Annotated in this window: 15 protein-coding genes; 11 read left to right on the top strand and 4 right to left on the bottom strand. The window is 34.5% G+C overall.

Features of this window, described 5'->3' with window-relative positions; genetic code table 11:
- On the top strand, nucleotides 1–1,163 hold a 1,163-nt coding region (locus PHF25_07465; GenBank protein MDD4527853.1), incomplete at its 5' end, for a glycosyl hydrolase family 8.
- 82 nt (nucleotides 1,164–1,245) lie between these two features.
- On the opposite strand, the gene tmk (PHF25_07460) is transcribed toward PHF25_07465, so the two are convergent.
- Nucleotides 1,246–1,896, bottom strand: a complete 651-nt coding sequence (tmk, locus tag PHF25_07460; GenBank protein MDD4527852.1) for a dTMP kinase — start codon at nucleotides 1,894–1,896, stop codon at nucleotides 1,246–1,248.
- Nucleotides 1,893–2,618, bottom strand: coding sequence for a dTMP kinase (gene tmk / locus PHF25_07455; protein ID MDD4527851.1), 726 nt, complete (start codon nucleotides 2,616–2,618; stop codon nucleotides 1,893–1,895). Before tmk (PHF25_07455) ends, tmk (PHF25_07460) begins: the two co-directional genes overlap by 4 nt.
- Before the next feature lie 79 nt (nucleotides 2,619–2,697).
- On the opposite strand from tmk (PHF25_07455), the gene PHF25_07450 reads away from it, so the two are divergent.
- From PHF25_07450 to PHF25_07435, 4 genes are all read left to right on the top strand, one after another.
- On the top strand, nucleotides 2,698–3,096 hold the full coding sequence (locus PHF25_07450; GenBank protein MDD4527850.1) for a hypothetical protein: 399 nt from the start codon (nucleotides 2,698–2,700) through the stop codon (nucleotides 3,094–3,096).
- Nucleotides 3,097–3,237: 141 nt separating this feature from the next.
- Complete coding sequence (locus PHF25_07445) at nucleotides 3,238–3,924, top strand: ABC transporter ATP-binding protein (GenBank protein ID MDD4527849.1); 687 nt, start codon at nucleotides 3,238–3,240, stop codon at nucleotides 3,922–3,924.
- Nucleotides 3,921–4,886, top strand: a complete 966-nt coding sequence (locus PHF25_07440; protein ID MDD4527848.1) for an iron ABC transporter permease — start codon at nucleotides 3,921–3,923, stop codon at nucleotides 4,884–4,886. Before PHF25_07445 ends, PHF25_07440 begins: the two co-directional genes overlap by 4 nt.
- A gap of 32 nt (nucleotides 4,887–4,918) precedes the next feature.
- The gene (locus tag PHF25_07435) at nucleotides 4,919–5,614 is read left to right on the top strand and encodes a helix-turn-helix domain-containing protein (protein MDD4527847.1); all 696 of its coding nucleotides are present in this window, start codon (nucleotides 4,919–4,921) and stop codon (nucleotides 5,612–5,614) included.
- Here the strand turns inward: PHF25_07435 and PHF25_07430 are convergent.
- On the bottom strand, nucleotides 5,606–6,286 hold the full coding sequence (locus PHF25_07430; protein ID MDD4527846.1) for an HAD-IB family hydrolase: 681 nt from the start codon (nucleotides 6,284–6,286) through the stop codon (nucleotides 5,606–5,608). The two genes, PHF25_07435 and PHF25_07430, sit on opposite strands and share 9 nt — an antisense overlap.
- Before the next feature lie 110 nt (nucleotides 6,287–6,396).
- On the opposite strand from PHF25_07430, the gene secG reads away from it, so the two are divergent.
- From secG to PHF25_07415, 3 genes are read left to right on the top strand one after another with little or no spacing between them, the layout of a single operon-like run.
- Entirely contained in the window at nucleotides 6,397–6,612 is a 216-nt protein-coding gene (secG, locus tag PHF25_07425; protein MDD4527845.1) for a preprotein translocase subunit SecG, read from the top strand.
- 25 nt (nucleotides 6,613–6,637) lie between these two features.
- Nucleotides 6,638–7,300 (top strand): hypothetical protein, encoded by a 663-nt coding sequence (locus PHF25_07420; GenBank protein ID MDD4527844.1) that lies wholly within the window; start codon nucleotides 6,638–6,640, stop codon nucleotides 7,298–7,300.
- Nucleotides 7,297–7,797 carry a hypothetical protein gene (locus tag PHF25_07415; protein MDD4527843.1) on the top strand — a complete coding sequence of 167 codons (501 nt, stop codon included), beginning with the start codon at nucleotides 7,297–7,299 and terminating at the stop codon, nucleotides 7,795–7,797. The genes PHF25_07420 and PHF25_07415 overlap by 4 nt, the downstream gene beginning before the upstream one ends.
- Here PHF25_07415 and PHF25_07410 read toward each other — a convergent pair.
- Nucleotides 7,776–8,474 (bottom strand): helix-turn-helix domain-containing protein, encoded by a 699-nt coding sequence (locus PHF25_07410; protein ID MDD4527842.1) that lies wholly within the window; start codon nucleotides 8,472–8,474, stop codon nucleotides 7,776–7,778. The two genes, PHF25_07415 and PHF25_07410, sit on opposite strands and share 22 nt — an antisense overlap.
- A gap of 91 nt (nucleotides 8,475–8,565) precedes the next feature.
- Here PHF25_07410 and flgB point away from each other — a divergent pair, with 91 nt between their 5' ends.
- The 3 genes from flgB to fliF form a co-directional block, all read left to right on the top strand.
- The gene (flgB, locus tag PHF25_07405) at nucleotides 8,566–8,964 is read left to right on the top strand and encodes a flagellar basal body rod protein FlgB (GenBank protein MDD4527841.1); all 399 of its coding nucleotides are present in this window, start codon (nucleotides 8,566–8,568) and stop codon (nucleotides 8,962–8,964) included.
- A gap of 13 nt (nucleotides 8,965–8,977) precedes the next feature.
- Nucleotides 8,978–9,409: a flagellar basal body rod protein FlgC gene (gene flgC, locus PHF25_07400; protein MDD4527840.1), complete on the top strand. Its 432-nt coding sequence runs from the start codon at nucleotides 8,978–8,980 to the stop codon at nucleotides 9,407–9,409.
- 3 nt (nucleotides 9,410–9,412) lie between these two features.
- On the top strand, nucleotides 9,413–10,523 hold a 1,111-nt coding region (gene fliF / locus PHF25_07395), incomplete at its 3' end, for a flagellar basal-body MS-ring/collar protein FliF (GenBank protein MDD4527839.1).

The raw sequence follows: 10,523 nt of genomic DNA, 5'->3' as shown, positions 1-10,523 counted from the left end.
TTTATATTCAACAATTAACAGGATCCAAAACAATTACTATTGATAAGAGGAGTGAAATTATTGGTAAATATAGGGTTTTATTAAGTCAATATTTATTACAAAATTATCAAGGAAGTTTTATAAAGGATCCAAGTCAAGGCAATCAAATTGTATCAGAAGGACAATCATATTGGCAGATTTTAGCTACAGATTTAGCTCGAATAGATAGTAAAAGTGCAAGAATTTATCAAGCAGATTTTGATAAATTATTACAAGGGACTCAACATATGATTAGTTTAGCCAAAGGTGCTGGCAACCAAGGGGAATTGCCAGCTTGGAAAGTGAAAGAACAGGGTAGTCAAATAGTTCTTGATAGTGATCAATATGGATCAACAGCAAACTCTGCAGCAGATGCTGATATAGATTTAATTAGGTCGCTAATTTATGCACAACAATTAGTAGATAATGGATTATGGATAGATAGTGGATATGGTGATTTAGCACAGAAATTAACAAGTCAGGCAAAGTTTTTATTTAGTGATGAAAAGGGAATGAGCGTTATGCGTCCTTCTGAAGATTGGGATGATTTTCATTTTTCGGATTACCTAACTCCAGCTTCTTGTATTGAGATTGCTTCTTTTGCAAAAGATAATAGTATGGGAGAAGGAATAGTATCTTTTTGGGAGAAAGCCGCTTCTGATAGTATGAAGCTTTATGGAGAAATTCTTGAGGATACTGGAGAGTTCCCTGCACATGTTCAATTTGAAGTAAAACAAGATGGGTCAATTGATGTAACAAGAGTACATGATACAGTTCAAACTTATGATGGGATTAGAGCACCATGGGAAATAGGTAGGTATATAATTGCCTGCCATGAATCCACTGCTGAGCAAGATACAGCAGTAAAAGCTTTAGCAGCAGGTAAAGAAAGAGACTTTCAGTTTACTGGACAACAAATTATGGATAGTGCCATGTATTTACCGTTAGCTATAGCTACAGGCAATAAGGAGATGACTACAAGAATTTTAAGAAATTTAGATAAAGCGAAGATATCGCAAGATAAATATTTTGAAAATACGTTATATTTAATGGGAACAATAGATGTGTTCTTTCCAAGAAGAGTTGAAATATCTGCGCCTAAAGAAGCATTGCCACCCACAGGCATGTTAATTTTTAGCAGATAATTAACTAGGGAAGTAAATAATAATGTAGATTAGTTGGTATTATTTGATGTCAAATTAAAATAATAGCCCTAAAAACAGTGGTCTAATTTAGCAAAAGTTCTTTGATGTGGTCTCTAATAATTTTTTGTTGGCTTTCGATGGGCTTCAGGCTGTCAACCGTAACAAACTTATATGTTTTTGACATAAGTTCGTATTGTTCATAAAGCAATGCCTGATATTTTTTGATAGAGGTCATGTTGTTCGGACTTAGACCAATGTCCATGCCACTATCATAATAATCATTTTCTTTTTGGTTTTGGGTCATTCTTCCTAGTGCTTCTTCGTGGTCTATTTTGAAATAAAAGGTTAAATCCGGCTCTATCGCGAATTCATATAACTTATTGATCCAATCTTTGTTTTGACCTCGCAGATAATCTTTAGCTATCGAGGTGTAAACATATTTATTGAATAGAACAACAAGTCCAGACTTTAATGCAGGGATAACTTGGTTGTACATAAGGTCACTAAAGTCAGCCGCATGGATAAGACTATAAGTTATTGGAATTAGGGTTTTTTCTTCTTTTGCTTGTCTGATATTATTGGAAACCAGTGGAGAGTTTTTTCTTTTTAAAAGAGAAACACCGTAACCTTCAATTTCCAACCAATTACGGGTTAGACCAAATTGCGTAGTTTTTCCGCTGCCATCTAGCCCTTCTGCAACAATAAGTTTTCCAGGATAGGTGTTTTTTTTCATTTAAATTTCCTTTTAATGATTTGTAGTACTTTTTCTCTAAAAAGAACTTGCTTATCATGAATCTCTTGCATTCCATCCATAAGTGTAAGCCCAAATTCATCCACCATTGTTTCATATTCCGAGATGACTTTTGATTGGAATAAAACATAACTTTTGTAAGGGTCACTACTTAGTTTCATATCCATACCAGCCTCATAATACTTGGGTTGTCTTGTCTGGGTTATTCTTTCTAGGCTTACCTCCACAGGCATTTGAAAGTAAAATGTTGCATCAGGTTTTGGTGCAAATGAATATAAATTCCGTAGCCAATCTCTATCACAGTTTCTTGCATAGTCTCTAGCCAAAGCAGTAAACACATACCTATCTGCCAAAACAATATGACCGGATGTTAAGGCTGGGATAATAGTTTTGTATAATCTGTCAGCAAAGTCAGTTGCGTGTAAGAGGCTAAAAGTGTTGCTATCTAGAATCCCTTTTTTTTTGCCTTTTTTGATAGTTTTTGCGACAAGTGTTGAAGAGTTCCACTCAGTGTAGACAACAGGATAACCTTCTGCAATTAGCCATTTTTTTAAAAGATGTAGTTGTGTTGATTTCCCAGAACCATCAGTTCCTTCCACAACAATAAGAATTCCTTTATGCGTGTGTGTATGATAAAGGTGATTATTTTTGGTTGTTTCTAGAAATTCAGTATTATTTTTAGTTTGATTTTTTTTAAATAGCATGGTTATTCTTGTTTATAATTATTGATTTTGCTATACTATAACATAAGTTTATTTTGATTGAAAGAAGAGGTTCATAAGCTTGAACATACAAGGAACACCAGCTAATTACGCTAATATGATTAATCAGTCTTTATATAATGCTGTTGCCAGCCCAAAAGAGAATGCTGGAGCGCAACAGGTTACGGCTGAGCAAATTTTTAATAAGTTTTTCAAGGGTGTTAGATCCAAAGATGAGTTTAAGAAAAAAATAAGAAAAACATTGTCTAGCATTAACGATAATTTGTCAGACGAAGATATCGACAGTATTTTAGGGTCATTAGAAGCAGAAGAGCAACCACCTTTCTGTGCTTCGTATAGTGAAGAAGGCGTCAGCGAGAAACTAGAGCTGAACGATAATCTAATGCGTTCAGACCTTTATGATGTGTTTTTGATGTTTTACCAGGATATTTATGGTGAAGCTGCCAAAAAAATTGGCTGAGGATATTTCTAGAAATCTGGTTTACGTAATCCGAATATGGTAAAATATAAAAGACTTTTTTTGGAAAGAAGCCCTCGGTTTCCCCACCCCCTGTACGGCGAGGGCTTCAAAAAAATTTCAATAAACAATCTCAGCTTTAGTTTGGGCAAGAAGCAAATATTTTCAGAAACAAATGTAGCTATTCATAAAAACGATTTGTGTTTAATCGTTGGGAAAAACGGTATTGGTAAGTCCACCTTCCTTAAAATAATCAACAAACAGCTTAATGGTTATTCTGGTGAAATCATTATAGATGGTAGGAATATTAATGAATACTCCGTTAGAGAGCTGGCAAACAAATTAGCTTATTTACCTCAAAAGTTAGTTTTTGATACCCCCTATACTGTTTTGGAGTTACTAGAAATGTCAGCTTATTCCAATCAGGCAGAAAGCAAAAAAATAGTGACAGAGTCGATTTCGATTTTTCAAATAGAGTATTTACAAAAAAAGTTTATTACACAGTTGAGCGGTGGAGAGTTACAGCGGGTGTTGCTGGCTTCTACGTATGTAGTTGGTGGTGAACTTATGTTGCTTGATGAGCCCTTTAGTTTTTTGGATCCAGGCCAACGTAAAAAAGTTTTTGAAAAGATTCTTGAGTTACATGAGCAAAAGAAAAGAACCTTTGTAATGGTAGTGAACAGCGTAGAAGAGATGCTGATGTTTGAGGATGTAGCGGGTTTAAGTGTCTATGTAATAAGTGACGGTAAATTCAAGCACTTTGATAGTTTTGATAAAAAGTTTGAAAAGCTATTTGGAGATGTTTTCGAAACCGGACTAAAGACTAAATGATGCGTAAGAATATTGGCTTATTATTTATTACTATAGTTATTTTGTTGTTAGCTCCATTTTTGGGTGAAAGATATATTAATATTTTTAGTTTTTTACAGGAGCCAGATTCTCTTTATATTTTATTTCAGTATAGAGTGCCAAGAATAATGCTCGCTTTTTTGGCTGGAGCGGGGCTTTCTTTGTCTGGAATGATTTTTCAGTCATTGTTTTGCAATGTTTTGGCAACGCCTTATACCTTAGGTATTTCAACAGCAGCGTCTTTAGGTGCCTTGTTGGCAATGTCTTTAGGGGTTACCTTTAATGTTTGGATTTTTGATCAGACAGTGGTTTTTGCAATCCTTTTTTCAGTATTGTCGCTCTGGAGCATTTATTTAATAAGCAGAAGATATGCAGAAGGAAGAATGTCCGACGTTCTTTTGGTTGGTGTTGCTTTAAATTTTCTTTTTACCAGCTTAATCATGCTTGTGCAATTTCAGTTAGATTATTTGAATGCCTTTAAGTTTATGCATTGGCTGTTTGGGAGTCTTCGCAATGTTTCATATGAAGTAGTAATTTTTGAATTAACAGTTATTTTTATAGCAGTAACCTTGGTCTATCTTCTTCGAAAAGAATTAGATCTGCTTAGCTTAGGCGAAGAATTTGCTCACAGTAGAGGGGTAAATGTTTCTTATGTAAGGTGGATTCTTATTATTATTGGTTCTGTGTTAATTGGTTCTATTGTTGCTTTCTTTGGTCCAATTGCTTTTATTGGCTTAATTGTGCCAAATATAGCAAGGGCAATTTTTGGTGCTGTTCACAAGAAGTTAATTTTTGCTACACTGCTTATTGGTGGAAGCATGTTGGTTATTGCTGATGTTTTATCTAGGGCGTTGTTTGCGCCAGTTGAGTTGCCTGTTGGTATTTTTTCGTCTGTCATAGGTGCAATATTCTTTTGTATATTAGTAATCACTCGTCGCCATTGATGCAAATGATTTTTTTTAATACAATAGAGAAGATGGAAAAGAAAACTTATTTAGATATCTTTAAAATTTATGAGCTTCCGCTTTTTTTTGACAGGGAAGATTTTTATGACAAAGCAATCAGTTTATTGTATATGCAATTCAAATTCAAAGAGATTGAAGGAATCAACAAAGAAGACTTGGGCTTTGATGCCTCATTATTTGATAATGGCTCAATTGTTTGCTTACTCAAAGATGGACAGCCAGAAGTTTTATCTAAAAAAAAGATTAGTGAGCCGACAGATATTAAGAAAGTTATTATCTGTGTGGATAGAGTTGAGATGAAGGATTTTTTAAGTTTTAGAATAGGGAAGACAGCGCTGTCTATGTTTGATAATGTCAAAGATGTTAAAATATTTTTTACTTGCATAGAAGCATTTTTTAATAGACAGGAAAGAAGCTTCAAAGAAATAAAGAGTTATTTATTAAAGCAAAGACAAGCTATTTTAGATAAAGAAGCCTTGGCACCTAAAGCTCCTGACCTCGTGGAGGATAAAACTGAATTTTTAAGCGTTTTTGCGAAAAATATGCCCGAAAAGGTCAAGCTTACTCATGCGCTAGAAAAAGCAGAAGCAGTCTTAATTAAGGAAATGCTTAGAAGGACCAAAGGAAAGAAAGTAGAAGCTGCTAAAGGGCTTGGAATTACAGAACGTATGATAGGGTATAAAATAAAAAAATACGGTCTAGGCTAGTTTCGGCGAAAGAATTTCCCATTTATTTTTTCTTGCTATGATATTTAGGATAGGGTTAGGGTTAATCACTACTGGGTGGCCAACTAGTTTCAGCATAGGTACGTCTGAAATATGATCAGAGAAGGCAAAGCTATTGGCAAGGTCCAATTTATCTTTTATCACTAAATCGTTCATTCTTCGAGCCTTTTCTTTTCCATGGCAGGGAGCCCCGTTAGGTATAGCAGAATAATAACCATTTTTTTCTGTTAGTTCTGTTGCCACAACTGTGCCAAATCCAAAATATTCTTGAAAGCATTTTGCTATTGGTTCAAGAGTGGATGTAACAAAATAAAGTTCGTATCCTTGTTTGTGCAGGTCTCTGATTCTTTGTTCGATATCTGGGTAAATTATTTGCTTAATATCAGAATCGAACCAGTTGTTAATCAAAGTATGTAATTCCACCGCACTGTGACTTTTAAGCAACGGAGCAAGCAGTTCGCTCGACTTTTCAATAACTTTACTAAAGTCTTTTATCCAGTTCATCTTATAAAGGAGATACCAGTAAAGAACCCTAATTATAAGATTTAAAGGAATTAACTTCTTTTTATATAAGTGTTGGACAAGTAAATTTAATGACCCGCTAGGGATTAAAGTTTTGTCTATGTCTGAAAAAATAGCTTTTTTTTGTTGCACATTATAAATTGTATGTCATGTTTGGGTTCAAATCAAGAAAATACATTCAGTTTTTGCAAGAAATAGTGTACTATGTAACGTAATAATTCAATATGTAAGAGGAGATATTTATGAAGATTTTTTTAATTTTGATCCAATTAGTTTCAGCGTTTGCTTTAATCATAATGGTTTTGTTACATTCTGCTAAGGGCGAAGGACTTGGTTCTATCGGCAATACAGCCAAAATGTTTTCTAGTCAGAAGGGCCTGGAAGATGGACTTAATAGAATAACTACAATTTTTGCGTCAGCATTTCTTGGGTCAGCATTTCTGATTAGCATTTTATAAAAAAATAAATATGCAGGAGGAATCCATGGAACTAACTTTAAAAAACAAACTAGACTTTTTATGGCAAGACTTTGTTGCCTACATAGATCAAGGCATCAAGGAAGGTAAGTTCACAGACGAGTTTAAAGATAATTTTAGAGAGCTAACAACTAAAGATGTTTCTTCTGTGAAAAACAAGGGGGAAAACATGCCGGCTATGAAGTCCCCAGAAGAATTAATAACAGGAAAGGTTACGTTAACGTTAAGAGATGTTGCTGTTTTGTTGGATGCTGGGCTAGATGATTTTGTGGAGGGAAACTTTCACGGGTTCATGCTGATGATGGAGCAATATAAAGACCATCAAGACTCTGCTGTGTTTAATCAGGTGAATGCTTCTATGATGGAATTAACTGGAAATCACTATATGCCTTATTTGAGCGAAAAAGGAAAGAGAGCCTTTTGCGACAAGCCAGCAGAATATGCAAAGGTACTACCCGTTGGATTGAAATGTGAACCTTATTATTATGACTTTGCTAAGAAACAGTTGGCGTGGAGAGAAGATACTGCCTTCAAGGGTGAAGTTCCAACCAAAGCGGAGATAATCAAGAAGGTGGTAGAAGCCGAGAATGAAAGACTTAGAGATATTGCAATGTTGATGGTTAATGTTGATAATTTGAAGATAATAGGATTTAATGAGTTCTTAGTATGATAGAAGCCAAGATACTTTCTCAAATTTCCATCTTAGAAGGACTTCAGTCGAAGGAGCTAAGGGTTTATCAAACTTTTCTTGATAGCTTACAGCGTCACATCAAGGGTTTGCTTCCCAACGTAGATAAAATGGATATTTTAAATGAAATGATGGCCTCTAAAAAAACAATGATGGATGAGATTACTGCTATTGAAGAAGAGTTGTCACCAATCAGAAAAGAGATTTCTGCAATGGCTAATGTTGGAGAAGAAATTGATGCGAGCAGGGCTGAATTAATAAAAAATAAAGATATTCAGATCATAGAAACAATTTCTCAAATATCCTTGGCAGAGCAAGAATTAACAAAACGTATTCAAGAAAGAATGTCAGAAATTAGTAGTAGGTTAAGAGAGATAGGTTCTACTAAAAAACTCAAGAATCAGTATGGAGGCGTTATTCACAATCCCGCTGAAAGTAAAAAAATAATAGGCAAATCTTATTTAGACTTTTCTGGTTGAATTTCTAGCTCTTGAACAAGAGCATCAATTGATTCCCCTTGTTGAATCCTTTCCAGATAAGCTGCTCTTACTTGTGGAAGATTGTGAACAGTTCCGTTTTTCTTAATCCATAAGAGGACTAATTGGTCTACTGTATATTTGTTTACTGGATGTGTCTTTTGTAAAGTGCTTTGAGCTTTTTTAATCATGGTTGGGTCAGAATTAAGTATAAGAATTATTTTGTTCCAGGTTTCATCTTTTAATTGTTTTATTTTTTGGGCCTTATCCTGAAGGTCTTTAAGTCGTAAAATATTTTCTTCGTTATATGCAGAATAAGGATAAGCAGGTATTGAGGCTTCTATTTCTTGGATGCGGAAAAGAACGTTTAGCAATTCTTCGTTTTCCGCTAAATATTTTTCTTCTGTTTCTTTTAGAATAAGAAATTTATTATTATTTTGTATAGCAGAGGTTGGTTTTACATAGGAACTACTTCTAATAAAAGCCTCTCCTAGGGAGTTGCCTTTTTTCTTTAGACCAACAATTTGTTTGATAACTTTTATATCATTTTCATTATAGAGTCTTACGTTTCTTTGACCTTTTTCAGGTTTAATATAGCCCTTTTTTTCCCAATATTGAAGCTGTCTATGAGTGCATCCAGTCTCCACGCAAATATCCTTACTTTGGTATTGATGTGTCATGATTTTATTATAACACAAAAAATGTCCTAAGAGAGATATCTAAATGCTTGAATTGATTGACACTACATTGAGGCGTTGCTATTATTGAATCATGTTTTTTGATATGGGGACAGAAGTCATAAAAGAGGGGTTATCATTATCTGCTGTACAGCAAGGGTTGATAGCTGAAAACATCTCCAATATATCAACTCCAGGATATAGAAGAAAAGACGTAGATTTTAGGAGTGCATTAACAAGCTTAATGGGGAATCAATTAGATGTTAATCGTACGCATATGAACCATATGCCCTTTCATTTTAACCCAGATCAAATGCAAGCAATTATCAGAAGAGACAATGCTACTGGTGTTAATTCAGTTGGTAACAACGTAGACCTTGATAAGGAAATGGTTAATATGGCAACAAACAATACCTACTATAATGCACTGGCTACATTTACTAGTAAAAAGTTTAGTATTTGGAACTCTGTTTTATCGGAAAGAGTTTTATAATGGAGAATAAACAATGAGTTTTTTTCAGTCTGCAGCAGTGATTTCTAGTGGAATGAGCGTTCATAGAGAAATCATGGATATTATTGCTGAAAATTTGGCAAATATTAATACCTTAGAGACAGAAACCGGCGAACCATATCAAAGAAAAATTCCAATAGTAAGTTCAAAACAAACAAATAATTATTCTTTTTCCAATGTGCTTGGGAAGAAAATGTATAATGAGGTACAAATATCTTCCATTAAAAAAGACGATTCTCCTCCGCTTATGTATTATGATCCGACTCATCCGCTAGCTGACGAGAATGGTTACATCAAAAAACCTAATATTAGTCAGACTATGGAAATGGTGAGAATGATGGATGCTGTTAGGGCGTACGAGGCGAATGTTGCAGTATTTAATACATCAAAGTCAATGGCCCAAAGGGCATTACAGATTGGAAGTTAGTAAATGTCAGAAATTGTTAAACGCTTTTATGAACAACTGAAAGTTCTTTTAAACCAACTTAATTTTGCTCAGAAATTAACCTTAGGCATGTTGGGAATTATCATTTTTGTTTCATTTATTGGGATAGGAATTTGGGGTACAAGGCCAGATTTTGTTACTTTATATGCTGGATTAGAGGAAGAAAGTACGGGCGAAGTAGTAAAAAAGTTAGATGAAAAAAACATTCCCTATAAAATAGGTCCTAATGGTTCGTCGATAATGGTTCCTTCCAAATATGTTCGATCTTTAAGAGTTGCGTTAGCTACAGAGGGAATACCAAAGGGCAGCGCTAGTGGCTATGAATTGTTTGATCAATTTAAGTTAGGTGTTACTGAATTCACTCAAAAGGTTAATTATCAAAGAGCATTAGAGGCAGAAATCGTGAAAACTATTTCTAGTATTTCTCAAATACGTTCAGCTAGATTGCACATAGTAATGCCAGAGGAATCTGTGTTTGTTGCAGATAAAGAGAAAACCACTGCGTCTTTAGTTTTAGATGTTTCAGGTTCTTTGTCACAAGGGCAAATAAATGGGATAGTACATTTGGTTGCAAGTTCGGTTAAAGGGCTTTCCCCAAAGAATATTACGATAGTTGATACTAACAGTAATGTTTTATATGTTTATGAAGATGATGGCATGGTAGATTCTGGTCTTAGTAATAGGCAAATGAACGCTCAAAAACAATATGAGAATGGTTTAGAGGCTAGAATTTCTAGTATGTTAAACCAAATATTTGGAAGTAACGCATCCGTTGTTAGGGTTAATGTCAGAATGAATTTTGATAAACTAGAATCAGAAAGCGAAATATTCCTTCCTTCCGAGGACCCTATCCTAAGAAGCGCAAGAACAATGGAAGAATCTTTCGACGGTAATAATGCAGCCAATCCAGCTAACATTGCCACCAATTTAGATAAGTCTAACTATGCTAAAACAGATGAAACTACTAACTACGAAGTTTCTAAGAAAATAGAAAAATTTGTTAAAGCTCCTGGTTATGTAGAAAAAGTATCAGTTGCCGTTATTCTTGATAGACAGATTTCAGAAGAACAAAACGCTTCGTTAAAGGAAGCAATCT

Source organism: Candidatus Margulisiibacteriota bacterium, assembly GCA_028706105.1.
Classification (GTDB): Bacteria; Margulisbacteria; Riflemargulisbacteria; order GWF2-35-9; family DYQY01; genus DYQY01.
The sequence above is the reverse complement of the archived record's forward strand: the minus strand, read 5'-3'. Positions and strand labels throughout refer to the sequence as shown.

Excerpts from the sequence above, each read along its gene's own strand:
- tmk (MDD4527852.1), bottom strand. The coding sequence starts at position 1,896 with ATGAAAAAAAACACCTATCCTGGAAAACTTATTGTTGCAGAAGGGCTA.
- tmk (MDD4527851.1), bottom strand. The coding sequence starts at position 2,618 with ATGCTATTTAAAAAAAATCAAACTAAAAATAATACTGAATTTCTAGAA.
- PHF25_07440 (MDD4527848.1), top strand. The coding sequence starts at position 3,921 with ATGATGCGTAAGAATATTGGCTTATTATTTATTACTATAGTTATTTTG.
- PHF25_07435 (MDD4527847.1), top strand. The coding sequence starts at position 4,919 with ATGGAAAAGAAAACTTATTTAGATATCTTTAAAATTTATGAGCTTCCG.
- secG (MDD4527845.1), top strand. The coding sequence starts at position 6,397 with ATGAAGATTTTTTTAATTTTGATCCAATTAGTTTCAGCGTTTGCTTTA.
- PHF25_07420 (MDD4527844.1), top strand. The coding sequence starts at position 6,638 with ATGGAACTAACTTTAAAAAACAAACTAGACTTTTTATGGCAAGACTTT.
- PHF25_07415 (MDD4527843.1), top strand. The coding sequence starts at position 7,297 with ATGATAGAAGCCAAGATACTTTCTCAAATTTCCATCTTAGAAGGACTT.
- PHF25_07410 (MDD4527842.1), bottom strand. The coding sequence starts at position 8,474 with ATGACACATCAATACCAAAGTAAGGATATTTGCGTGGAGACTGGATGC.
- flgB (MDD4527841.1), top strand. The coding sequence starts at position 8,566 with ATGTTTTTTGATATGGGGACAGAAGTCATAAAAGAGGGGTTATCATTA.
- flgC (MDD4527840.1), top strand. The coding sequence starts at position 8,978 with ATGAGTTTTTTTCAGTCTGCAGCAGTGATTTCTAGTGGAATGAGCGTT.